The organism is Nonomuraea sp. NPDC052116, assembly GCF_040680035.1.
In the GTDB taxonomy this organism is placed as follows: domain Bacteria; phylum Actinomycetota; class Actinomycetes; order Streptosporangiales; family Streptosporangiaceae; genus Nonomuraea; species Nonomuraea angiospora_A.
Map to the genome: position 1 here is coordinate 1 of NZ_JBFAWA010000064.1, position 24,109 is coordinate 24,109.

A 24,109-nucleotide genomic window follows, 5' to 3' on the forward strand; every position below is an offset into this window, starting at 1 on the left:
GGCGGGACGTCCACCTGGTTGTCCGGGTTGCCCATCTCCCCCTCGTCCTCCTTCGACGAGGACGTCGGCGACGGAGACGGCGTCGGAGCGGCCCATGCCGTCGCGATCGGGCCGGTCGTGAGGCTGAAGAGCAGGGCGAGCCCGGCCGTAAGCACCCCTCTGGTTCTCATGCGGATACCTTTCTGCGCGCAGCGAGGGGCGATGCCCGCCGGAGCCGCGAATCTTGTCCGTTAGATCTTCCGAAGCGCTCTTGCTGGGGATCAAGATTGCGAGTCCGGCATACAAAGAACATCCAAAATCGGTATAAAGGCCCTTCCAGCTTGAACGCTTCACCAACGGACGCCCTCGCACGGCGCCCAGCTCAGGAGAACGCGCGGTCATGGTGGTTGAACAGCCCGTATTCAGTGTTCTTGGGCCGCTGCAGGCCCGGGTCCCGGCAGGGCCCCTACGCATCGCGGGCAGGAAGCCCAGGCTCCTGCTCGCCTCGCTGTTGCTGGAGGCCAACGAGGTGGTCAGCTCGGAGGCGCTCGTCGAGGTGCTGTGGCCCCGGACGCAGCCGTCCTCGGCCGTGGCCAACCTGCGCACGTACGTGAGCACGCTGCGCTCGGCCGGCGTCCAGATCGAGGCCCGGCCCTCCGGTTACGTGATGCAGCTCGACACGGGGCGGCTGGACGCCCTGGAGTTCGAGGACCTGGTGGCCAGGGCGCGGGCGGCGGGGCGTACCGAGGAGGCGGCGGAGCACTTACGCCGGGCGCTGGCGTTGTGGCGCGGCACCCCGCTCGGCGACCTGCCCGCCAGCCCGCTGTGGGACGGGCGGCTGCGCGCGCTCACCCAGGCCCGGCTGGCCGCGTTCGAGGAGCTGGTGGCGCTGAAGCTGGCGCGCGGCGAGCACGCCGCCGCGATCGACGACCTGCGCGACCTGATCGGCGAGCACCCCTACCGCGAGGACCTGTGGCAGCAGCTGATCCTCGCCCTGCACCACAGCGGCCGGCGGGCCGAGGCCCTGAACGCCTACGCCACGATCAGGCGGCAGCTCGTGGACGAGCTGGGCATCGAGCCGGGGCAGGAGTTACGTGACGTGCACGCGTCCGTGCTGGCGGGCGACGCCCCGCCCGCGCCCGTCGCGGCGGCGCCCCACCAGCTCCCCGCGGACGTGCCGGACTTCACCGGCAGGGCGCGGGACGTCGCGGCCGTGACGCGCGCCCTGTCCCCCGAGGCCCACCGGCCGGACGGGCCGCCCGCGATCGCCGTGGTGACCGGACCTCCGGGTGTGGGCAAGTCCGCGCTGGCCGTGCACTGCGCCCACGCGTTACGGGCGGGCTACCCCGCCGGCCAGCTCTACCTGTGCCTGGGCGGCACCGAGGCCGAACCCGCCGACCCGCTCACCCTCCTGGCCGAGGCGCTGCGCGCGCTGGGCGTCGCGGAGCCGGCGCTGCCGCCGACCGTGCGCGAGCGGGCCTCGCTCTACCGCTCCCTGCTGTCCGAGCGCCCGATGCTCGTCCTCCTCGACGACGCCGCCGACACCGCCCAGGTACGCGCCCTGCTCCCCGGCAGCGGCAGCGCGGTGCTCGTCACGAGCCGCCGGCGGATCGCCGAGCTCCCCGGCGCGCTCCAGCTCGAACTCGACGTGCTGCCGCCCGCGGAGGCCGAGCAGCTCCTGGGCCGGATCGTCGGCCCCGAACGGGTGGCCGAGGAGCGCGAGGCAGCCCAGGCGATCGTGCGCTCCTGCGGCCACTTACCGCTGGCCGTCCGCGTGGCCGGGGCCCGGCTGTCCGGACGGCCCGGCTGGTCGCTGGGGGTGCTGCGGCAGCGGCTGGAGGACGAGGCCGGCCGCCTCGACGAGTTACGCGCCGGCGACCTGGAGGTACGCGGCTCGTTCGAGCTCAGCTACCGGCGGCTGTCCGACGACGCCGCCCTGGCCTTCCGCGCGATCGGCCTGCTCGGCGAGCAGTCCGTGCCCGGCTGGGTGGCCGACGCCGTGCTCGACCGGCCCAGGGCCGACGCCGTCGTGGACACCCTGGTGGACGCGAACCTCCTGCGGCTGGCCGGCACCGACCACGTCGGCCAGCCCCGCTACCGACTCCACGACCTGATCCGCTGCGCCGCCAAGGAGAAGGCGGGCGGCGACACCGAGCGGCACGCGCTGGCCCGGGTGCTCGGCGGCTGGCTGACCGCCGCCGAGCACGCCTCCCTGCGGCTGCCCACCACTCTCTTCGGGCTGACGTCCGACCTCGCGCCCCGCTGGAGCCTGGAGCGGGAGACCCTCGGCCGCCTGACCGCCCAGCCGCTGTCGTGGTTCGACGCCGAGCGGGAGTCCCTGGTCGAGGCCGTACAGCTCGCCGCCGGCGCGGGCCTGGCCCAGTCCGCATGGGGGCTGGCCGCCACCCTGGTCCCGTACTTCGATCTGCACTGCCTGCTGGACGAGTGGCAGCTGACGCACCGCCTCGCCCTCGACAGCGCCCGCGCGGCCGGCGACCGCCTCGGGGAGGCCGCCATGCTGCGCGGCCTGGCCCAGGTCTGCCTCTACCAGGACCGGTACGCCGAGGCCGAGGACATGTTCAAGCGGGCCCGCGTCATCTTCCACGAGCTGGGCGACACGCGGAGCGAGGCCATCTCGATCTGCGGGCTGGCGGCGGTCAGCCAGTTCTCCAACCGGCATCTCAAGGCGCTCGCGTCCTTCCGGCAGGCGCTGGCCATGTTCCTGGCCATCGGCGACCGCAGCGGCGAGGCGTACGCGCGGCAGGCCATCGGGCGCGTCTACCTGTCGCTGCGGGACCTGCAGCAGGCGTCCCGGTGGCTGGGGGACGCGCTGCGGCTGGCCGAGGAGCTCGGCGACGCCCACCGCGAGGGCTGCGTGTCGATGCAGCTCGGCCGCATGTACGACCTGTTCGCCCAGTCGGACCGGGCCATGCGCTACCAGGGGCACGCGCTGGGCATCTTCGAGGCGCTCGGCGACCGCCACTGCGGCGCGTACGCGATGCGGAACCTGGGCGGGCTCCAGGTGGCCAGGGGCGACCGTTCGGACGGCTCCGACCAGTTGAAGCGCTCCCTGGTGATCTTCCAGCAACTGGGGGATCGCAGCGGGGAGGCGGACACGTACCAGACGCTCGGCGAGCTGTACCGCTCGTCCGGCCGCACCGCGCTGGCCACCGATTACCTGCACCAGGCCCGTGAGCTGCGCAGGGAGCTCAGCGAGTCGTTCGCGTGAGCTGCGGCCGGAGCCACTGTCCCGTGGGCCAGGTCTCCAGGCGCCAGGCGCTGTCCCAGAACATCCACTCGTACTCGGTGGCCCGGCAGAACGCCTCGTCCATCGCCCGGCGCGTCTCGGGGTCGGCGCTCTCGGCCAGCCGGTCGGTGATGGCCTTGGCCTGCTCCACCGAGGCGGCGAAGGCGGGGTCGGAGTAGGTGCCGATCCAGGTCCGGTACGGGTGGTCGGCCGCGCCCGCCGTACGTTCGAGCAGTGCCGCGCCGACGTCCTGGTAGACCCAGAAGCACGGCAGCACGGCGGCGGCGAGCACGGGCAACGGGGCGGCCAGGGCCGTGGCCTGGAGGTAGGAGGAGTAGGCCAGGCAGGTCGGCGAGGTGGCGACGGCCGCCGTCTCGCCGGCCGTCAGCCCGAACTCCTCGAGGTAGCCGGTGTGCAGGGCCCGCTCGACGACGAGCGCCGTGTGCGCGCTCTGCGCGAAGAACGCGGCGTCGGCCGGGGAGCCCGCGCGGGCCGAGGCGGTCGCGAGGACCTTGGCGTAGGCCACCAGGTAGCGGCCGTCCTGGACCAGGTAGAACGCGAACCGCTCGCGGTCGAGGGTGCCGTCGCCGAGCGCGACGTTGAACGGGTGGTCGTGGATCGCCTCGAGCAGCGTGGCCGTGCGCGTCCAGATTTTCTCACAGAAGGTCACCGATGACGTCCCTTCGCTAGTGCGAACTAGATCAGGTTCGACGGGTGTGATCTCAGCCCGGCAGCCCGGGCACCCCGCGTCACGGCCAACGCTAGCAGAGGCCCGGCCCGGTCGTGTCAGGCGGGGATCAGCTCGTGCAGCGTGCCAGGGGTGTAGACCCGCGCCCCCTCCGGGAGGCGCTGACGCGGTTGCCCTCCACCTGGTTGAAGCCGGGGTGGCCCTTCAGGTAGAGGTGCAGCCACTTCACCAGCCAGCCGCCGTCGGCGCCGCGCAGGAAGACGCTGAGCAGCGCCGCGTCGAGCTGGCGGGCGGCGGTCTCCCCCCAGCCGGACCCGGATCCGGCGGGCGCGGCGCCGATGGGGACGCGCAGCCGCCGGGCGATGACGAGGCTTTCCAGAGTGTCCACGAACGGCACCATATAGCCGGGACACGCCCGATCGCGGGGGGTTTCCGCGCCCGCGCCGAGGGTGCGGCCGGTCAGAGGTGAGGGGCCGCTTCGCGCATGCCGTCCGGGCGCAGCACGCCCGCCAGCGCCAGCGCGACCAGGACCCCGGCACCGCCCGCCACCGCGATCGCGGGCCCGGGCGCGATCACCTCTCCGAGCGCCCCGACCAGCGCCGCCCCGGCCGCCTGCCCCGTCATCAGCCCGGACGACTGCAGCCCGAACGCCTGCCCCCGCACCTCCTCGGGCACCGACTCCACGAACCGCAGCTGCAACCCCAGCTGGTACGACAGCCCCGCGGTCGCCACCGCGGCCAGCACGGCGGCCCACGCCATCCCCGGCCCGAGCGCGAACCCCACCCACGGCACGCCGAGCAGCACCGCCAGCGGAAACGACAGCCGCTCCCGCAGCCCCGGCGCGGCGAACCTGCCCACCGCGAACTCCCCCACCGCCATCCCGCCGGCCGCCGCCGCGAGCACCACCCCGGCCTGCCCCTGCCCGCCCAGATAGGGCACGACCATGGCCTCGGCCCCGGCCAGGAACACGCACGGCAGCCACCCCGCCAGCAGCAGCCCGCGCACCCGCCCGTCGGCCAGCAGCCGCCGGTTGACCCGCAGCGTCTGGCGTACCGTGCCCGCTCCCACCGTGCCCGCTCGCGCCGTGCCCCGGGCGGGCCGGTACGGCAGTCCGGCCCGCAGCACCACGGCGGCCACCGCGGCCAGGCCCGCGGTGGTGGCCAGCGCCCCCGAGGGCCCGGCGACGGCCAGGAACGCGCCCCCGGCCGCCAGCCCGGCGATCTGCGCGCTCGCGGAGGCCACGTTCAGGACCGACCGCCCGAGCACGAACGCGTCGCCGGGCAGCACGTCGGGCAGCATCGCCGCCCGCGCGGCGAAGAAGACCGGCGTGAACAGCCCCGTGACCAGCACCAGCGCCAGCATCGCCCAGACCGGCAGCCGCGCGTAGGCCAGCAGCAGGCACGTCACCGCCCGGACCACCTCGCCGGTCACCATCAGCGCCCGCGGCGGCAGCCGGTCGGCCAGCGAGAGCAGCAACAGCCCGCCCACGATGAACGGCAGCCAGCCGGCCATGTACGCGGCGGCCGACAGGCCGGCCGAGCCGGTCCGCGCATAGACCAGCACGGACAGGGCCAGCATCTTGATCGAGTCCCCGCCGACCAGCAGCGCGAAGCTGCCGAACAGGACCCGGAACTCCTTGACGGCGAACACCTCGCCGAACGTCGCGCCATTCACGTCCACGATGGTGCGGACCGGACCGGCGAACTGGCGACTCTTTCGGATATAACCGAAAGGTGCCCGTAAGAATCGAGGTCACCCCGCAGGACCTGGTGGCGACCAGGTTCGCGATCTCGCCGCTGATCGAGACCATGCACGCGCAGTGGGTGCTGGCGGGCCGGCTGGAGGCGGGCGTGCACGGCCGGTGGGCCGCGCGGTGGCGGGGCACGTACCGGGAACTCGAACGCGTCCACCCCGTGCTGCGGGCCGCGGACGCGATCAGCGGCAACCGGCGCGGCACGAACGTCGCCTTCATCGCCCCGCCGCCGACGGCGGTGGACGTGCCGTTCGAGGCGGAGCTGGCCGCCATGCGCAGGACGCCGCTGGAGCAGGCGCACGCGGAGATCGCCCGGGCGCTCGCCGGGCGGCCGGTGGCGGACGGGGTCAGGGAGCTGCTGGCGGGACCGCGGGTGGTGGAGCGGTTCGCCGACGCGTACGAGGCGCTCTGGACGGAGGTCGTCTCCCACGAGTGGCCGCGCTTCCGCGCGATCCTGCAGCGCGACGTCGCCCATCGGGCGGGACGGCTGGCGGCCTACGGCTGGGCGGCGGCGCTGGAGGACCTCAGCCCGCAGGTCCACTGGCGGCCCCGGGGGCAGATCGAGGTCGAGCTGACCAGCCTCCACGGGCTGCGCCGGCTCGGCGGCAAGGGGCTGCTCTTCCTGCCGTCGGCGTTCACGACCGCCGTCGGCGCCTATCTGGAGGACGCCTGGCCGTACGCGATGATCTACCCCGCGAGGGGCGCCGCGGCCGTGCCCGCCGTGGCCGACGCCGACCTGTCGGCCCTGATCGGCCGCAGCCGCGCCCGCATCCTCGCCGAGCTGGCCGAGCCCGCCACCACCACCCAGCTCGCGGCCCTGCTCGGGCAGAGCCTGGGCACCACGGGCGGCCATCTGGCGGCGCTGCGCAGGACGGGCCTGATCGCGGGCACCCGCGTCGGCCGCGGCGTCCTGTACGCGCGCACGCCCCTCGGCGACGCCCTGGTCAACGGCTGACCCATCCCCTCATGTCCTATTCATGTAAATCCTACTGATATAGTCGCTTATGTCACGAGTCCAGTGCGAAGCCCCGGCTTGCTGGACGGCAACCCTCCCACCGCGGCGGGGTGCCCCGGGTGATGACACGGTCGTCGAGCCGAACGGTGCTCCTGGCGGCAAGCGCGGATGTCGAGTCGTGCTGCCCTGCGCCCTTGGCCGGCTGCTCGAAAAGGAAAGGGAAAGATGAAGGGCGGATTCACTCGCCTCGCGGGACTGGGCATGGTGGTCGCGCTGGCGGTCACGGCCTGCGGCGGCGTCGACACGGGCGGCTCCACGGGCGGTTCCACCGGCGGCGCGGCGAAGCAGGAGCTCACGGTGACCGCGTTCGCGGGCGCGTGGGGGGAGCTGTTCAAGAAGTCGTTCGTGGAGCCGTTCGAACGCGACACCGGCGCCAAGGTGAACCTCGTCTACGGCGCGAACGCCGAATGGCTCACCAAGCTGCGCGCGGCCGGCGGCAAGAACCCGCCGTTCGACGTCATCGCGTTCACGCCGGACGCGTCACTGCCCGCGGCCTCCGCCGGGCTGCTCCAGCCGCTGGCCACCGACAAACTGGCGCACTTCAAGGAGCTGGACCCGGTGCTCGCCGGCAAGTCCGCGTACGACGGCAAGCAGTACGGCGTGCCGCTGACCACCGGCTCCACCGGCCTCCTCTACCGCACCGACAAGATCAAGACGCCGCCCGCGGACTGGGCGGACATCTTCGACAAGCAGTACTGCGGCCACGTCGCCCTCCCGCCGCTCACCTACAACCCCGGCCTGGAGTTCTTCTCCGCCCTCGTCACCTCCCAGGGCGGCACGCTGTCCGACCCGGCCGCCGTGGACAAGGCGTTCGACAGGCTCGCGACGCTGAAGGGCTGCGTGTCCTCCTTCCCCGCCAACGCGGGCAACGCCGCCACCGTCATCGAGAACGGCGACGCCTGGATCATGCCCTTCTGGGACGGCCGCGCCTTCGCCATGGCCCAGGCCGGCTCCCCGATCGGCTTCACCTACCCCAAGTCCGGCCCCGTCGGCGCGCTGACCTCGTACTTCATCGCCGCGGGGACGCAGAAGGGCGACCTGGCGAACAAGTTCCTCGACCACCTGACGGCCGCGCAGAACCAGCAGCCGTTCGCCGAGGGCACCTGGTACGCCGCGGGCAACGACTCGATCTCCTACGGCGAGCCGTTCGAGCAGAAGGTGAAGCACGGTCCCGACGTCTTCAAGAAGTTCATCTGGGTGGACTACGCGGTCGCCACCCCGAAGCTGAACGAATGGCAGCAGCGGTGGAACCAGATCTTCGGCTGACCCCGGAAGAAGGCGGCGGGCACGTCGAGATCGAGGGGCTCGCCGCCGGGTACGACGGCGCGCGCGTGCTCGACCTGGACCGGCTGTCGATCCGCAAGGGCGAGTTCCTGTCGATCCTCGGGCCCAGCGGCTGCGGCAAGACGACGCTGCTCAACTGCGTCGCCGGGTTCGTCCAGCCCACGGCCGGGCGGATCGTGATCGACGGCTCCGACGTGACCCGGCGACCCCCGTACCGGCGGGGTCTGGGCATGGTGTTCCAGAACTACGCGCTCTTCCCGCACATGACCGTGGCCGCCAACGTGGCGTACGGGCTGCGCGTGCGCCGGCTCGACCGGCGGGAGCGGGACGAGCGGGTGCGGGAGGCGCTGAGCCTGGTCGGCCTGGAGGGGTACGCCGGGCGGCGGCCCCGCCAGTTGTCCGGCGGGCAGCAGCAGCGGGTCGCCCTCGCCCGCGCCCTGGCCATCCGGCCCGCCGTGCTGCTGCTGGACGAGCCGCTGTCCAACCTGGACGCCAAGCTGCGCAGGGAGATGCGGGTGGAGCTGCGCGCCATCCAGCGGCGCATCGGCACCACCATGGTCTTCGTCACGCACGACCAGGAGGAGGCGCTCGCGCTGTCGGACCGGGTGGCCGTCATGAACGGCGGCCGGGTCGAGCAGCTCGGCACGCCCGACGAGGTCTACCGGCGGCCGGCCACCCGGTTCGTCGCGCAGTTCATCGGCGCGGCCAATGTCCTGGAGGGCACGGTGACCGACTCGGGCGCGCTGGACTCCGGCGGGATCGTCGTCGAGTGCGGCCCGCTGTCGCTCCGGGCGGGCGACCGCGCCGTCGTCGCCGTCCGCCCCGAACGCATCCGCCTGGCCACACAAGGCCCGGGGGCCGGCGGCGTGGCCGGGACGGTGGGGTATCGGGCCTTCGCCGGGGACGCCTGGCACGTGGAGGTGCGGCTGGCCGACGGACGCACCCTGAGCGTGCGGGTCGCCGACACCGGCGCCGGAGATCCGCCCGGCGCGGGCACGTCCGTGGTGGCGCACTGGGATCCGGCCGACGTCATCCTCCTGGAAACGGAGTCGCCATGACACGCCGCTGGGCGGGCCTGCCGTACATCCTGCCGCTCGTCGCCTTCCTGGCCGCCCTGTTCCTGGTCCCCCTCGTAGGGCTGCTGCGGCTCAGCTTCAGCCCCGTCGGCGCCTTCAACGCGGCGCTGCCCGGATTCACCTTCGAGCAGTACGCCCGGGTGTTGACCGAGCCGTACTTCTACGGCTCCCTGCTCCGGACCCTGGCCACCGCGCTCCTGGTGGCGGTGCTGTGCGTGGCGCTGGCGTACCCGGCCGCGTATTTCCTGGCCCGCCGGCGGCCCGGCGTCGTGCGGACCCTGCTGTTCGTCATCGTGATCTCGCCGCTGCTGACCAGCGTGGTCGTACGCACCTACGGATGGGTCGTGCTGCTGTCCGGCAACGGGCTCGTCAACCGGGCGCTCGTCGCCTCCGGGCTGCGTGACCAGCCCGCCCAGCTGCTCACCAGCTACCCGGCCGTCGTGGTCGCGGTGACGCACGTGCTGCTGCCGTTCGCGATCATCCCGCTCACGACGGCGCTCGGCGGGCTGGACCGCAACCTGCACCGGGCCTCGCAGACGCTCGGAGCCGGGCCGGTCAGGACGTTCCTGCGGGTCACGGTCCCGCTCAGCCTGCCCGGCGCGGTCGCCGGCGCCCTCATCGTCTTCGCGCTGGCCATGGGCATCTACATCACGCCGCTGCTGGTCGGCGGGGTGACCCAGCCGCTGACCGGCATCCGGGTCTACGACCAGGTGACGACGGTGTTCGACTACCCGGTGGCGGCGGCGCTGAGCTTCGCGCTGCTCGCGCTGACCGTCGTGTCCACGGGGCTGCTGGCGGGCGTGTTCCGGATCTGGGAGAGGCGCCTTCATGGGTGAGCGGGGCTACGACAGGATCGTGCGGCTGGTGGCCGCGGCCCTGGCGGCGCTGGTGTTCCTGTTCCTGATCGCGCCGCTGGTCGTGCTGGTGACGAGCTCGTTCAACCGGGCGGGCTCGATGGCGTTCCCGCCGTCGGGGCTGTCGCTGCGCTGGTACGCCGAGGTGCTCGGCTCGCCCGACTGGCAGGTCTCGTTCCGGCTGAGCGGCCTGCTGGTGCTCCTGGTGGTGCCGACGACCGTGGTCATCGGGACGCCGGCGGCGTACGCGCTGACGCGGGGGTCGTTCCCCGGGCGGCGGCTGCTGCAGGGGTTCGCGCTGTCCCCGCTGATGGTCCCGGAGATCATCGTCGCGCTCGGCCTGCTCTACTACTTCCACGGCGTCGGCCTCGTCAACTCGGTGACCGGGCTGTGGCTGGCGCACTCGCTGGTGGCGCTGCCGTTCGTGGTGCGGGCGGTCATGGTGAGCGCCGCGCAGCTCGACCCGGCGCTGGAGCGGGCCGCCCTGAGCCTGGGCGCCGGGCCGGTCCGGGTGTTCCTGACCGTGACGCTGCCGCTGCTGCGGCCCGGCATCCTCGCAGGCGCGATCCTCGCCGCGGTCACCTCGCTCGGCGAGGTCGCCGTCACGGCCCTGGTGGCGGGCGCGAACACCACGACGGTGCCGCTGCGCATCTTCTCGGCCGTGCAGTACCAGCTCGACCCGTCGATGGCCGCGGTGTCCACGCTGCTCATGGCGGCGAGCGTGGTGGTGATGGTGGTCGCGGACCGATTCGCTCGCATTTCGGAGGCCCTATGACAAGCACTGGTACGGCAAGCGCGACCGGCGCGCGGATCGGCATCGACGTCGGGGGGACGTTCACCGACCTCGTGGCCTCCGTACCGGACCGCGGCCTCGTGGTGCACCACAAGGAGCCGAGCACGCCCGCCGACCCGTCCCTGGCGGTCGCGGACGGGCTGGCGGCCCTCCTCGCCCGCGCGGACCTGCGGCCGGACGAGGTCTCGGGCCTCGTCCACGGCACCACGATCGGCCTGAACGCCGTCATCCAGCGGCGCGGCGCGCGCATCGCCCTGGTCGTGACCGAGGGCTACCGCGACATCCTGGAGATCGGCCGCAGCCGCATGCCGTCCTCCTTCGACTTGTACGCGGGCAAGGAGGAGCCCCTCGTCCCCCGCAACCTCATCGTCGAGATCTCCGCCCGGCTGGGCCCGCGTGGCGAACCCGTGGCCCAGCCGTACGCCGCAGAGCTGGACCGCGTCGCCGCGCGGCTGCGGGCCACCGGCGCCGACGCGGCGGCGGTCGTGATCCTGCACGGTTACACCGACCCGGCCTTCGAGGAGGGCGTCGCGGCGGGCCTGCGCGAGCGGCTGCCCGCGTTGCCGGTGACGGCCTCGGCGACCGTGTGGCCGGAGGTACGCGAGTACGAGCGTGCCCTGGTGGCCTGCATGAACGCCTACATCCAGCCGCTCATGCGCGACTACTTCGCCCGCCTGGAGAGCCGGGTGCGCGGGCTCGGGCTGTCGGCGCCGATCTTCATCAGCGCGTCCAACGGCGGCTCGATGAGCCTGCGCTCGGCCGCGGAACGACCCGTCGAGACCGTGCTGTCGGGACCGGCCGCCGGAGTGGCCGCCGCCGCCCGGCTGGGCGCGGGGGCCATCGTCACGTTCGACATGGGCGGGACCAGCAGCGACATCGCCGTGTCCGTGGACGGGTCGCCCGAGCTGGCCACCCACACCACGGTGGGCGGGCTGCCCCTGATCGTGCCGGTCGTGGCCGTGCACGCGATCGGGGCCGGGGGCGGCTCGGTCGTCTGGGTGGACGGGCCGGGTGTGCTCAAGGTCGGGCCGGGCAGCGCGGGCGCCGACCCCGGGCCTGCGGCGTACGGCCGGGGCGGCGACCGGCCGACCGTGACGGACTGCTACCTGGCGACCGGGCTGATCGACCCGCGCACGTTCCTCGGCGGCCGGATGCCCCTCGACGCCGGCGCCTCGCTCAAGGCCCTGTCGGGCATCGCCGGGCCGGATGCCGCCGGTGACGACCTGGCCGCGTACCGGGTGGCGGCGTCGGCGTTGCGGGTGGCGACGGCGGGGATGGCGACCGAGCTGCAGAAGATCATGGCGCAGCGCGGGCTCGATCCGCGGCGGTTCGCGCTCGTGCCGTTCGGCGGCGCGGGCCCGACGCACGCCGCCATGCTCGCCGAGGAGGTCGGGATCGCGCACATCGTGGTCCCGCCGACCGCCGCAACGTTCTGCGCCCTGGGCGCGGCGGGCGCCGACCTGCGCCGCGACTTCGCCCGCAGCCTGCGCCTCCCCCTGGACGCCGCGAGCGCCACCCGCCTGGCGGGCGTGCTCGCCGAGCTGTCCGCCCGGGCCCGGGAGTGGCTGGCCGAGCAGGACGGCGAGGCCCGGCTGCGGGGACGGCTGTCGTTCGCGGCCGACCTGCGCTACTCCGGCCAGGCGTACGAGCTCCGCGTCGCCCTCGACCCGGACCGCCTTGACGTCGAGGCGGTCTCCGAGGCGTTCCACGCCGAGCACGAGCGCCTGTACGGCTTCCGCGACCAGAGCGCGACCATCGAGCTCGGCACCGCCAGGCTCGGCGTGGTCGGTCCGGCGGCCGAGCTGCCGCCCGCCGCCGTCCCTCCGGGCGCGGGCGCGCCCCGTCCCACGGCCCGCAGGCGGGTCCTGCTGGCCGGCGCCTGGCACGACGCCCACGTCCACCTGCGCGCGTCCCTCGGCGTGGGGGACGCGTTCGACGGCCCGGCGATCGTCGAGCAGGACGACACCACCGTGGTCGTGCCGCCCGGCTGGTCGGCGGACGTGGACGAGGCCGGCAACCTGCACCTGCGCCGGACGGACGGCGCCCACAACCCCCGTCGGAAGGCCTGAACGTGCGGCTCGACCCCGTCACCATGGAGATCGTCGGCAACCGGCTCAGCGCCATGACCGAGGAGATGTGCCTCACCCTGCAGCGCACCAGCCGCTCCCTGTACGTCAAGGAGACCGCCGACTTCTGCTGCGCCTTCGCGGGCCTGGACGGCGGCTTCGTCGCCTACCCGCGCGGCATCGGCGTCTCCGGCTTCGTCGGCCTGAACGTGCTGACCGCCGTCCAGGCCGCCGGCCCGCTGGAGCCCGGCGACGTGATCATCACCAACGACCCGTACCGCTCCGGCGGCCTGGCCACCCACCTGACGGACATCCAGCTCATCGAGCCGTACTTCCACGACGGCGAGCTGGTCGGCTACGGCTGGGCGTTCATCCACTGCTCCGACATCGGCGGCCGGGTGCCGAGCAGCCTGTCGCCGGTCAACGACGAGATCTTCCAGGAGGGCCTGCAGATCCCGCCGGTCAAGCTGGTGCGCGCCGGGGAGCCGAGCCGCGACGTGGAGGCGCTGATCTCGGCCAACAGCCGCACCCCCGAGGCGAACCTGGGCGACATCAGGGCCATGCGCGCGGCGCTGCGCACCGGCCGGGAGCGGCTGGCCGGCGTCGTCGCCCAGCACGGCCTGGCCACCGTGCTCGACGCGCAGCGCGACCTGGTCGAGTACACCGCGGGCAAGGCACGCGCCGCCCTGGCCGCGCTCGGCGACGGCACCCACCGCTTCGTCGACTACCTCGACGACGACGCCGTCTCCAGCCTCCCGGTCCGCCTGTCGGTCGCCGCGACGCTGCGCGCGGGCGACCTGCACCTCGACTTCACCGGTACGGATCCGCAGGTCGCCGCGGCGTTCAACATCGCGACCCTGGGCCGGCCGCACGCCTGGATCACCACCAGGGTGCTCGCGCTCATCTGCACCCTCGACCCCGGCATCGCGCTCAACGCGGGGCTCATCGCGCCGATCACCGTCACCACGCCCGAGGGCTCGCTGGTCAACCCCGTGCACCCGGCCGCCGTGGGCGTGCGGCACGCCTCGGCCAACCGCGTCAACGACGCCGTCGGCGGCGCGCTCGGGCTGGCCGCCCCGCACGTGCTGCCGGCCGCCTCCAGCGGGCTGGTGGTGCCCGTGGTCGTCGCCGAGCAGCGCGCCGCCGGCCAGAACGTGCAGGTCCTGGAGCCGATGGTGGGCGGTACGGGGGCCCGCGACGGCGCCGACGGGGTGGACGGCCGCGACAGCGGCATCTCCAACCTGTCCAACAACCCGGTCGAGACCGTCGAGACGGAGATCGGGGTCGAGATCCTCAGGTACGGGCTGCGTACCGACTCGGGAGGCGCCGGGCGCTGGCGCGGCGGGTGCGGGCTGGAGCTGACGTTCCGGGTGCGCGGGGAGGGCTCGAAGCTGCTGGCCCGGGGGCTGGAGCGGATGTGCTTCCGCCCGTGGGGCGTGCGCGGCGGCGGCCCGGGCGCGGCCACCGAGCTGATCGTCAATCCGGGCACGGCCCGGGAGCGCAGGCACTTCAAGATCGACGTGCTGCCGCTGGAGCCCGGTGACGTCGTCACGCTGCTGACCTCGGGCGCGGGCGGCTACGGCGACCCGTACACCAGGGATCCGGAGGCGGTGCTGCGGGACGTGGAGCGGGGTGTGGTCTCCCGGGAGGCGGCGGCGCGCGCGTACGGCGTGGTGCTGGCGGAGGTGGACGGCGGTCTGGCCGTGGACGACCCGGCCACGGCGGACGCCCGCCGCGAGCACCGCCCGGACCGGGGCGCCCACGACGGCGGGGCGGAGCGGCGGGCGTGGGAGTCGGTGTTCGACACCGCCGCCGTCGACCGCCTGGTGGCCGCTCTGTTCCGGCTCCCCCGCCCGGCCCGCACCCCGCGCAGGACGGCCCTGTACACCGCCGTCCTGGCCGGGCTGCCGGCCGGCTTCCCCAGGACGGCCCCCTCCCCCGAGCAGCGTGACGCGGCCCGCCGTACCCTCGTCCAAGAGATCACCGAACTGGAACGGATGTCAGCATGAGCGATCAGGGCGCCATCGACGCGATCATGGCCGGGCTCGCGGGCCCGGCGCTCGGCGAGCTCGCCGAGCTGTATCAGGACCTGCACCGGCACCCCGAGCCCGCCTTCGAGGAGGAGCGCACGGCGGGCATCGCCGCCGGGCGGCTGCGGGCGGCCGGGTTCGAGGTCGTCACGGGCCTCGGCGGCACGGGCGTGGCGGGCGTGCTGCGCAACGGCGAGGGCCCCACGGTGGCATTACGGGCCGACATGGACGCGCTGCCGGTGCTGGAGGCCACGGGCCTGCCGTACGCGAGCACCGCCACCACGCCCGACGGGGTGCCGCTCATGCACGCCTGCGGCCACGACATGCACGTGACGTGCCTGAGCGGCGCGGCGCAGCTGCTGGCGGCCGGCCGGGACCGGTGGCGGGGCACGCTCGTGGCGCTGTTCCAGCCGGCGGAGGAGATCGCGGCCGGGGCGCGGGCCATGCTGGACGACGGGCTGTTCGACCGGATCGGCACGCCCGACGTCGTGCTCGGCCAGCACGTCTTCCCCAACCCGGCCGGGACGCTGCTCATCAGCCCCGGCGAGATCCTGGCCGCCGCCGACAGCCTGGAGATCCGGCTGTACGGCCGGGGCGGGCACGGCTCGCAGCCGGAGCGGACCGTCGACCCGGTCGTCCTGGCCGCCTCGACCGTCATGCGCCTGCAGACGGTCGTCTCGCGCGAGGTCTCCCCGTTCGAGCGGGCGGTGCTGACGGTGGCCCAGATCCACGCGGGCCACAAGGAGAACATCATCCCCGACGAGGCGTCGATCACGATCAACCTGCGCTCGTTCTCCCCCGAGGTGCGCCGCACCTTGCTGGCAGCCGTGGAGCGGGTGGTCAACGCCGAGGCGGCCGCCTCCGGCGCGCCCCGCCCGCCGGAGATCCGCACGCTCAACGCCTTCCCGCTGACCGTCAACGACGACGACGCCACGGCCCGGGTGCGCGAGGCGTTCGCCGGCCGGTTCGGCTCCGAGCGGGTGCCGGCCATGGCGCCGCTGATGGGCAGCGAGGACTTCGGCCTGTTCGGCGCCGAGGCGGGCGCGCCGTCGGTCTTCTGGGGCCTCGGCGGCGCCGACCCCGGCCTGTACGCCCGCGCCGAGCGGGAGGGCCGGCTGCGCGAGGACGTCCCGAGCAACCACTCGCCCTTCTTCGCGCCCCAGATCCTCCCCACCCTGCCCACGGGTGTCGAGGCCCTGGTCACCGCCGCGCTGGCCTGGCTACCGGCGTAACCGGCCGACGGTGCCGGGGCTTGTCCTGCGCTGAAAGTTTCACGTGCTGAGCTGGGCGGACGCCGCCGGGCGAGCGCCTGGCTGGTGCCCGCCTCCGGCCCGATCTACGGTGGCGGTGCCTATCCGGCGCCGGCCGTCCGACGGGTGCCGGAGTGGCGCTCCTGGCGCGACCCCCACGCGAAAGGGACCCCCGATGGCACCTCGGCACCTCCTCCCGGCGCTGGCGCTCGCCGCCGCGGTCACCCTGGCCTCCCCTCCGGCGCACGCGGACACGTTCCGCACCGCGAGCTCGTCCCCCGCGAACTGCACCGACTGACGCCATGTCCCGTCTCCTGACCCTGCTGGCCGGGCTCTGCCTGGCGCTCACACTGACCCCCGTCACCCCGGCGACGGCCGCGCCCGTGACCGTGCCGGTCGGCGCGCAGTTCACCGACACCTCGGGCAACCTGCTGCACGCCCACGGCGGCGGAGTGATCAAGGTCGGCTCGTACTACTACTGGTTCGGGGAGAACCGCAACGCCGACGGCACCTTCCGCTACGTCTCCGCCTACCGCTCGGCCGACCTGCGCACCTGGGAGTTCCGCAACCACGTGCTCACCCAGTCCAGCTCCGCCGAGCTGCAGGTCGCCAACATCGAGCGGCCCAAGGTCGTCTACAACGCCGCCACCGGACGGTTCGTCATGTGGATGCACAAGGAGAACGGCCGCGACTACGGCGAGGCGCGCGCCGCCGTGGCCGTCTCGAACACGGTGGACGGCGCCTACACCTACCTGCGCAGCTTCCGGCCGCTCGGCCACATGTCGCGCGACATCACCACGTTCGTCGACACCGACGGCACCGGGTACATGATCTCGGCCGCGAACGAGAACTACGACCTGCACGTCTACCGGCTCAGCGCCGACTACACCGACGTGGCCACTCTGGCGCGCATGTGGGCCGGCGACCACCGGGAGGCGCCGGCGATGTTCAAACGAGACGGCGTGTACTTCATGCTGACCTCGGCCGCGACCGGCTGGCAGCCCAACCAGGCCCAGTACGCCACCGCCACCAGCATCACCGGCACGTGGAGCTCCTGGCAGAACACCGGCGACTCGCTCACGTTCGGCTCCCAGCCGGCCTACGTGCTGCCGGTGCAGGGCACGTCCGGCACGTCGTACCTGTACCTGGGCGACCGGTGGGCCGGCGCGTGGGGCGGGCCCGTCAACGACTCCCGGTACGTGTGGCTGCCGGTGCAGTTCCCGAGCAGCACGTCCATGAGCCTGACCTACGCGCGCCAGCTCACCGTCGACGCCGCCGCCGGCACGATCGCCACGGCGGGCACCGGCTACGACCGGCTGGCGGTGCGCCACTCCGGCAAGTGCGCCGACGTGCGCGGCGGCTCCACCGCCAACGCGGCCGCGGTCATCCAGTACGCCTGCGGCGGCGGCACCAACCAGCAGTGGCGCGTCCAGTCGATCAGCGGCGGCTACGTGCAGGTCGTGGCCCGCAACTCCGGCAAGTGCCTGGACGTCAACGGCGCCTCCACCGCCGACGGGGCGGCGCTCCAGCAGTACACGTGCGGCACCGGCGCCAACCAGCAGTGGACGTTGCAGGACGCGGGCGGCGGCTACCTGCGCCTGGTGGCCAGGCACTCGGGCAAGTGCGCCGACCTGCCCAGCTCCTCGCAGGCCGACGACGTGCAGTTCAAGCAGTATCCCTGCAACGGCGGCCAGAACCAGCAGTTCACCCGCACCCCGCTGTGAACCACCAGAAACCCAAGCCACAGAAGAGCACGTCAAGCACCGGTCAATAGCACGACCCCGCCTCTTTCAGCACAATTCGTGACGTTAGAGTGACGTATTGTGAACGAATCGAAGCGTGTGGAAATCACCTGGCCCAGCCTCGGCATCACCGTGGCCGCCGAACTCGACCAGCGCAACCGCGCCCTGGCCCAGTGCCTGTGGGACGCCCTGCCCTACCGTAGCCTGCAGGGGCACGCCCTGGTCGCCGGATATCACCTCTACCACGTCGCACCGGTCCATTCGCTGCTGCACACACCAGCGGAATACAAGGTGGACCGGCGCACCGTGCCCGACGGCACCCTGTTCTGTTCGCGACTGCAGCATCTCGGCATCAAGTACGGCGAGCTCACCGAGCCCATGACCGCCACCCCGATCGGCCAGGTCGTCCCGGAGGACCTCGACGCCCTGGTCCAGGCCGGCCGCGACGTCTGGCACTCCGTCTACACCACCAAGAGGCCCGTCATCGCCGAAGTGCGCCGCGAGGGCGAGCCCAGCGGCCACCAGCTCCCGCGCCTGCCCATCGGCGACCCGCAGCTCAACGAGCTGGTCAAGGACGTGCACGCCGAGACCGAGCGCATCTGGCTGGACCCGCCCCGCGAGCTGCTCGACCTGCACGCGGGCCGCATCCCATCCGGCGCCGGCAGCTACGAGACGGTCCTGACCACGCTGCTGTTCGTCAACGGCGAGACCCGGCCGCTCGGCTACAGCTGCTACGGCGGCCTCGTCCGCGCCGCCCTCGACGGCATGCCGATGCCGTGGCTGCGCCAGATGACCCGCCAGCTCGCGCACACGCCCGCCGAGTTCCTCGGCTACTGCGGCCTCGACACCCTGTGGGGCTTCACCCAGCGCCTGCTGGACGGGCTCGACCGGCTCGACGACCACGAGGACTTCGTCTCCGTCATGGCCCACATGGCCCTCTACTGCAACTGCCTCGGCGGCTGGAACCTGCACCTGTTCCCATGGGAGGCGGGCGAGCACCTGCGCCGCGAGGAGACGCCCGTATGAGCGGTCCGCAGGTAGTGGTCGTCGGCGGCGGCGTGATCGGCCTGTCGATCGCGTTCCACCTGGCCGAGGCCGGCGTCGACACCACGCTGCTGGAGCGGGACACGCTCGGCTCCGGCGCCTCGCGCGCCACCGCCGACGTGGTCCGCTCCTACTTCGCCGGCAACCCGGTCAGCTCGGCGCTGGCCGTGCGCAGCCTCGCGGCCTACCACGCCTTCCCGACCAGGCCGGGGATCGACCTGCCGCTGCGGCAGGTCGGTTACCTGGTGCTGTTCACCGAGGCCGACCAGGTGACCGCGTTCGAGGCCGACCTGCCCGCCCAGCACGCCGCCGGCGTCGACGTGAACCTGATCGGCGCCCAGGAGGCCAGGGAGCGCAACCCGCTCATCGGGGACCTCCCGCTGGTGGCCGCCGCGTACTCGCCGCAGGCCTACATCTCCGACACCACGGCCATCGTCACCGCCTACGCGCGGGCGGCCGAGCAGGCGGGCGCGACGCTGCGTACCGGCTGCCCGGTCACCGCCATCGACACGCGGGCCGGGCTCGTGCGGACCGCCGCCGGCGACGTCGGCGCCGACGCCATCATCTGCGCCGCCGGCGCCTGGTCGGCCTCGCTCGTCCGCGACGCCGGCGTGGACCTGCCGCTCACCGAACCCATCGAGCAGGAACTGCTCACCACCGACCCGCTGCCGCCGGACACGCCGGACATCCCGGTCACCCTGCACGCCGCCACCGGCCTGCTGGTACGGCTGCGCGGCGACCGGCTGCTCATCGGCATGGGCTACCCGGGGCCCGACCGGGAGGCGTGGCGGCGGCAGGTCGCCGAACGCCTCGCGGCCACGTACCCGAGCCTGGCCGGGCTCGCGCTGCACACCGCCGTCACCGGCCTGCGCGACGCCAGCCCCGACAAGACCGCCTTCATCGGCCACCACCCGGGACCGCCGGCCTTCCTGTACGCGACCGGCTTCTCCGGGCACGGCCTGTGCAACGCGCCCGCCGCCGGGGAGCTGGTCCGCGACCTGTACCTCGACCAGGACCCCGGCTTCGACGTGACCGCGCTGGCCTTGAGCCCGCGCCGCGCGGGATGACCCAACGACAGACGGACGGGAAGACCCATGAGCCAAGAAAGCCGCCTCGATCAGGACACTCTCGACGCTCGGGAACAAGAAGCCGCAGACGGATACGACCCGGACGTCGTCCCAGGGTGCCCACATGCCCGGTTCGTCCTCGACCCGGCCACCCCGAGCCTGCACGCCGACAACGACCGGCTGCGTGCGGCCGGCCCGCTCGTGCCCGTGACGGCCGAGGGCGTACCGGCCTGGGCCGCCACCCATTACGCCACGCTGCTGACGGTCCTGACCCATCCGAGCCTGTCCAGGGACATCCGTCACTGGGCCACCCGCGACACCTGCCCGGCCGGCACCGCCATCGACCGCATCGTCACCGACACCTCGATGCTCAACGCCGAAGGCGACGACCACCGCCGCCTGCGCACCCCCGTGGCCGGCGCGTTCACCGCGCGCCGGCTCCGGCAGCTGCGCCCCAAGATCGAGGCGCTCACAGAAAGGCTCGTCGACGCCCTCGCCGAGCTGCCGCCGGACAAGCCGGTGGACCTGCGCAAGGAGTTCGCCTACCCGCTGCCGCGCGAGGTCATCTCCGAGCTGATCGGCATCCCGGCCGAGCACCAGGACGCGCTGCACGAGCTCTCCGACGCCGTGGCCCAGGTGTCCGACACGCTCGACGACTCGCCCGACGTACGCCGGGCCCTGCACGAACTGCTCGACCAGGTCATCGAGGAGCGCCGGGACACACCTGGCGAGGACCTCATCACCGACCTGTTCAGGCTGCGCGAGAAGGACGGCGACCGGCTGTCCTCCGACGAGCTGTTCGCCACCATCGAGCTGCTGTTCATCGCCGGGCACGTGACCACCGTCAACCTCATCACCAACGCCATCGGCGCCCTGCTCAACCGGCCCGACCAGCTCGAACTGCTGCGCACCGGCCAGTGCGACTACGCCGCGGCCGTCGAGGAGACGCTGCGCTGGGACTCGCCGATCGCCTACTTCCCGATGCGGTACGCCGTACAGGACATCGAGATCGACGGCGTGCACCTGCGGACCGGCGAGCCCGTGCTGGCCTGCTTCGCCGCCACGGGGCGCGACCCCGGCCAGTTCGGCGAGAACGCCCACCGCTTCGACATCACCAACCCGCCGAGCGCCCACCTGGCCTTCGGGCACGGGCCGCACTTCTGCCTCGGCGCGCCGCTGGCCAGGATCGAGGCCGAGATCGCGCTGAAGGCGCTGTTCGAGGCGTTCCCGGAGATCGCGCCCGCCGCGCGGCCCGAGGACCTGGCCCCGCTGGACACGCTGCTGGGCAACAGCACCCGCAGCATGCCCGTCCTGCTCGGCCCGCGCGCCCGCTGAAGCGCCCCGGACGGGCGGGCCTGCCCGTCCGGGGTCAGCGCACGCTCTCCGCGTGCCGCTCGTAGTGGCGCAGGAACAGCTCCTCCAGCGTCGGCGGCCGGCTCACCAGGCTGCGCACGCCCGCCTCCGCCAGCCGGCGCAGTGCCGGGTCCAGCGCCACGCCGTCCACGCTGAACCGCACCCGCCCGTCACCGGCCCGCAGGTCGTGCACCCCGGGCAGCCCGGCCAGCCCGTCCGCCGGGCCCGCCAGCTCGGCCTCGATCGACGTGCGGGTCAGATGCCGCAGCTCCGCCAGCGTGCCCGTCTCGACCGTGCGGCCGTCCCGGATGATCGTCACCCGGTCGCACAGCACCTCGACCTCGGACAGGACGTGGCTCGACAGCAGCACCGTACGTCGCGCCCGCTCCTCCCTGACGCACTCCCGGAACACCTCCTCCATCAGCGGGTCCAGGCCGGACGTGGGCTCGTCCAGGATCAGCAGCTCCCCCTCGGAGGCCAGCGCGGCGACCAGGGCCACCTTCTGCCTGTTGCCCTTCGAGTACGTCCGCGCCTTCTTGCGCGGATCCAGGTCGAACCGCTCCAGCAGGTCCGCCTTGCGCCGCGCGTTCAGCCCGCCGCGCAACCGGCCCAGCAGATCGATCACCTCGCCGCCCGACAGGTACGGCCACAGCGTCACGTCGCCCGGCACGTACGCCAGGCGGCGGTGCAGCTCCCCCGCCTCCGACCACGGGTCACCGCCCAGCAGCCGGGCGGTGCCCGAGTCGGCCCGCACCAAGCCCAGCAGGATCCGGATCGTCGTGCTCTTCCCCGCGCCGTTCGGCCCCAGGAAGCCGTGCACCTCACCGGCCCGCACGTCGAGATCGAGCCCGTCCAGTGCCCTGGCCGTCCCGAACGACTTCACCAGCCCCTTCACCACGATGGCGTCACTCATGGTGGTGCTCCTCCAGATTCACGCGGTCGCGCCCCGATCGAGGGCCTTCCTGGCCTCAGCGGCCTCCTCCAGGCTGAGCAGCGGGTGAGAGTAGAGGTCCACGATCACCCGCATCAGCTTGACCTGCCCCTCCGGGCTGGTCAGATCCACACCCATGCCACGCTCGACATGCCGGCGCAGCACCGTGGCCGACAACGCCATCGCCGCGATCATCGTCGAACGGGACCGGGCGTCCACGTCGGGAGGATCGGGACGGCTCCTGTCGGCCTCGGCGATCCACCCCTCGCCGAGGTCGACCATCTCGTCGAACAGCGGCGCCGCCCACCCCTCCGTCAGCGCCCGCGCCAGATAGGGCTGGTACGGGCCCAGGACGGCGGCCGGGTTGAGCCCGGCGCCGTAAGGGTCGCTCGCGGCCAGGTCGCTCAGCCTGCGGATCGTCTTCATCAGGTGCTCGTCGCACGCCTCGCGCAGCGCCTGCTTCGAGCCGAAATGATGGCGCACCAGCCCCAGGGACACGCCGGCGCTCTCCGCGATGTCGCGGATCGTCGCCCGCTCGAACCCGTGCTCGCCGATGTGCCGCATCGCCGCGTCCCTGATCCGCGCACGCGCCGTGAGATCCTCCGGATCCGGTACGGTCGTCATCCGTTCCCCTGTATAGCTCGCTGTTCACCTGAAAAGCAGACTATACCCGTGTATAGCAGCCCCGCAACGCGGCCCCCGGCTACGCACATCCGCCCGTCTCGTTCTACGCTCCAAGCACGACGATCGGAGACAACGCCGTGCCACAGCCCGACCCGGCGCCCATGCGCCTGGCCACCGCCATCCGCCCCTACGACTGGGGCTCGGTGACGGCCCTGCCACAGCTCTTCGGCACCGAGCCCACCGGCCGGCCCCAGGCCGAGCTGTGGATGGGCGCCCACCCCGGCGACCCCTCCACCGTCGGCGGCACCCCGCTCAACGAGCTCATCGCCGACGACCCCGCCGGCACCCTCGGCGAGGCCACCGCCGCCCGCTTCGGCCCCGCCCTCCCCTACCTGCTCAAGGTCCTGGCCATCGAACGGCCGCTCTCCCTCCAGGTCCACCCCACCACCGAGCAGGCCCGGGCCGGGTTCGCCGACGAGGACGCCCGCGGCGTCCCCATCGACGACCCCGCCCGCACGTACAAGGACACCTCGCACAAACCCGAGATGGTCTGCGCGATCACCCCCTTCCACGGCCTGTGCGGCTTCCGCGACCCCGCCGCGACCGCCGCCCTCCTCGACCGCCTCGCCGTGCCGGACCTGGCCCCCTGGAGCGACCTGCTCAGAGCGGGCGACCTGCGCACGGTGTTCGCCCAGATGCTCGACGACGCCCACGAGCCGTTGCGCGCCCAGGTCGAGCAGGCCCTGCGCGAGTCCGACGACCCCGGCCTGGCCGTCTACGGCGAGCTCGCCCGCGCCTGCCCCGGCGACCCGGGCGTCACCGCCGCGCTCCTGCTGCACCACGTCAACCTGGCCCCCGGCCAGGCCCTCTACCTCGGCGCCGGGGTCCCCCACGCCTACCTCGGCGGCATCGGCGTCGAGATCATGGCCAACTCCGACAACGTGCTGCGCTGCGGGCTCACCACCAAGCACATCGACGTGCCCGAGCTCATGCGCGTCGTCGACTTCACGCCGTCCGCCCCGCACCTGGTCCGGCCGGAGCAGGACACGCCCGGCGAGCACCGCTACCGGCCGCCGGCCCCCGAGTTCGCCCTCACCCGCTATGACCTCGACAACCCCCACACGCTGCCCGGAGGCGGCCCCCAGATCGTCGTCTGCATCGACGGGGAGGCCCGCCTGGCCGGCCTGACGCTGCGGCCGGGCGAGTCGGCGTTCATCCCCGCGGCTGCCGCGTCGGTGCCGCTTGTGGGGAAGGGGACCGCGTACCGCGCCGAGCCGGGCGCCTTTACGTTGTAGATTCGCTACGACGTTTCG

20 protein-coding genes and 2 riboswitches are annotated in these 24,109 nt (G+C 73.4%); of the genes, 15 read left to right on the forward strand and 5 right to left on the reverse strand.

The features are described 5' to 3' along the window. Window positions 1–379 precede the first annotated feature (379 nt). A complete protein-coding gene (locus AB0L65_RS59925; protein WP_364266071.1) occupies window positions 380–3,208 on the forward strand; it encodes a BTAD domain-containing putative transcriptional regulator in 2,829 nt (942 codons plus the stop codon). Here AB0L65_RS59925 and tenA read toward each other — a convergent pair. The 3 genes from tenA to AB0L65_RS59940 form a co-directional block, all read right to left on the reverse strand. Further along, window positions 3,189–3,896: a thiaminase II gene (gene tenA, locus AB0L65_RS59930; protein ID WP_364266073.1), complete on the reverse strand. Its 708-nt coding sequence runs from the start codon at window positions 3,894–3,896 to the stop codon at window positions 3,189–3,191. The two genes, AB0L65_RS59925 and tenA, sit on opposite strands and share 20 nt — an antisense overlap. Next, window positions 3,888–3,983, reverse strand: a riboswitch (TPP riboswitch). Its footprint overlaps the gene before it by 9 nt. A gap of 40 nt (window positions 3,984–4,023) precedes the next feature. Further along, window positions 4,024–4,302, reverse strand: a complete 279-nt coding sequence (locus AB0L65_RS59935; protein ID WP_364266075.1) for a hypothetical protein — start codon at window positions 4,300–4,302, stop codon at window positions 4,024–4,026. Window positions 4,303–4,373: 71 nt separating this feature from the next. Then, window positions 4,374–5,588 (reverse strand): MFS transporter, encoded by a 1,215-nt coding sequence (locus AB0L65_RS59940; RefSeq protein ID WP_364266077.1) that lies wholly within the window; start codon window positions 5,586–5,588, stop codon window positions 4,374–4,376. Window positions 5,589–5,647: 59 nt separating this feature from the next. On the opposite strand from AB0L65_RS59940, the gene AB0L65_RS59945 reads away from it, so the two are divergent. The 13 genes from AB0L65_RS59945 to AB0L65_RS60005 all read left to right on the forward strand — a co-directional run bounded on the left by AB0L65_RS59945 (window position 5,648) and on the right by AB0L65_RS60005 (window position 21,223). Next, a complete protein-coding gene (locus tag AB0L65_RS59945) occupies window positions 5,648–6,622 on the forward strand; it encodes a DUF5937 family protein (RefSeq protein WP_364266078.1) in 975 nt (324 codons plus the stop codon). A gap of 50 nt (window positions 6,623–6,672) precedes the next feature. Then, a riboswitch (SAM riboswitch) is annotated at window positions 6,673–6,793 on the forward strand. A 54-nt stretch (window positions 6,794–6,847) separates the two neighbouring features. Continuing rightward, window positions 6,848–7,948 carry an extracellular solute-binding protein gene (locus AB0L65_RS59950; protein ID WP_364266080.1) on the forward strand — a complete coding sequence of 367 codons (1,101 nt, stop codon included), beginning with the start codon at window positions 6,848–6,850 and terminating at the stop codon, window positions 7,946–7,948. Next, the gene (locus AB0L65_RS59955; protein WP_364266082.1) at window positions 7,927–9,024 is read left to right on the forward strand and encodes an ABC transporter ATP-binding protein; all 1,098 of its coding nucleotides are present in this window, start codon (window positions 7,927–7,929) and stop codon (window positions 9,022–9,024) included. The genes AB0L65_RS59950 and AB0L65_RS59955 overlap by 22 nt, the downstream gene beginning before the upstream one ends. Next, window positions 9,021–9,878, forward strand: coding sequence for an ABC transporter permease (locus AB0L65_RS59960; RefSeq protein WP_364266084.1), 858 nt, complete (start codon window positions 9,021–9,023; stop codon window positions 9,876–9,878). Before AB0L65_RS59955 ends, AB0L65_RS59960 begins: the two co-directional genes overlap by 4 nt. Then, entirely contained in the window at window positions 9,871–10,671 is an 801-nt protein-coding gene (locus AB0L65_RS59965; protein ID WP_364266086.1) for an ABC transporter permease, read from the forward strand. Before AB0L65_RS59960 ends, AB0L65_RS59965 begins: the two co-directional genes overlap by 8 nt. Then, window positions 10,668–12,758 carry a hydantoinase/oxoprolinase family protein gene (locus tag AB0L65_RS59970; protein ID WP_364266087.1) on the forward strand — a complete coding sequence of 697 codons (2,091 nt, stop codon included), beginning with the start codon at window positions 10,668–10,670 and terminating at the stop codon, window positions 12,756–12,758. Before AB0L65_RS59965 ends, AB0L65_RS59970 begins: the two co-directional genes overlap by 4 nt. A 2-nt stretch (window positions 12,759–12,760) precedes the next feature. Then, window positions 12,761–14,764, forward strand: a complete 2,004-nt coding sequence (locus AB0L65_RS59975) for a hydantoinase B/oxoprolinase family protein (RefSeq protein ID WP_364266089.1) — start codon at window positions 12,761–12,763, stop codon at window positions 14,762–14,764. Next, complete coding sequence (locus AB0L65_RS59980) at window positions 14,761–16,017, forward strand: amidohydrolase (protein ID WP_364266091.1); 1,257 nt, start codon at window positions 14,761–14,763, stop codon at window positions 16,015–16,017. The genes AB0L65_RS59975 and AB0L65_RS59980 overlap by 4 nt, the downstream gene beginning before the upstream one ends. Window positions 16,018–16,210: 193 nt before the next feature. Beyond that, complete coding sequence (locus AB0L65_RS59985) at window positions 16,211–16,333, forward strand: hypothetical protein (RefSeq protein ID WP_364266093.1); 123 nt, start codon at window positions 16,211–16,213, stop codon at window positions 16,331–16,333. A 4-nt stretch (window positions 16,334–16,337) separates the two neighbouring features. After that, window positions 16,338–17,759, forward strand: a complete 1,422-nt coding sequence (locus AB0L65_RS59990; RefSeq protein ID WP_364266095.1) for an RICIN domain-containing protein — start codon at window positions 16,338–16,340, stop codon at window positions 17,757–17,759. A gap of 99 nt (window positions 17,760–17,858) precedes the next feature. Then, entirely contained in the window at window positions 17,859–18,803 is a 945-nt protein-coding gene (locus AB0L65_RS59995; RefSeq protein WP_364266097.1) for a hypothetical protein, read from the forward strand. After that, complete coding sequence (locus AB0L65_RS60000) at window positions 18,800–19,888, forward strand: FAD-dependent oxidoreductase (RefSeq protein ID WP_364266099.1); 1,089 nt, start codon at window positions 18,800–18,802, stop codon at window positions 19,886–19,888. The genes AB0L65_RS59995 and AB0L65_RS60000 overlap by 4 nt, the downstream gene beginning before the upstream one ends. 27 nt (window positions 19,889–19,915) lie before the next feature. Next, window positions 19,916–21,223: a cytochrome P450 gene (locus AB0L65_RS60005; RefSeq protein WP_364266101.1), complete on the forward strand. Its 1,308-nt coding sequence runs from the start codon at window positions 19,916–19,918 to the stop codon at window positions 21,221–21,223. Window positions 21,224–21,257: 34 nt separating this feature from the next. Here AB0L65_RS60005 and AB0L65_RS60010 read toward each other — a convergent pair whose 3' ends face one another. Together AB0L65_RS60010 and AB0L65_RS60015 are read right to left on the reverse strand one after the other, a co-directional pair. Beyond that, the gene (locus AB0L65_RS60010) at window positions 21,258–22,154 is read right to left on the reverse strand and encodes an ABC transporter ATP-binding protein (protein WP_364266103.1); all 897 of its coding nucleotides are present in this window, start codon (window positions 22,152–22,154) and stop codon (window positions 21,258–21,260) included. A gap of 18 nt (window positions 22,155–22,172) precedes the next feature. After that, complete coding sequence (locus tag AB0L65_RS60015; RefSeq protein WP_364266105.1) at window positions 22,173–22,796, reverse strand: helix-turn-helix domain-containing protein; 624 nt, start codon at window positions 22,794–22,796, stop codon at window positions 22,173–22,175. Between the two features lie 137 nt (window positions 22,797–22,933). Here AB0L65_RS60015 and manA point away from each other — a divergent pair, with 137 nt between their 5' ends. Then, the gene (manA, locus tag AB0L65_RS60020) at window positions 22,934–24,091 is read left to right on the forward strand and encodes a mannose-6-phosphate isomerase, class I (protein ID WP_364266107.1); all 1,158 of its coding nucleotides are present in this window, start codon (window positions 22,934–22,936) and stop codon (window positions 24,089–24,091) included. Window positions 24,092–24,109 lie beyond the last annotated feature (18 nt).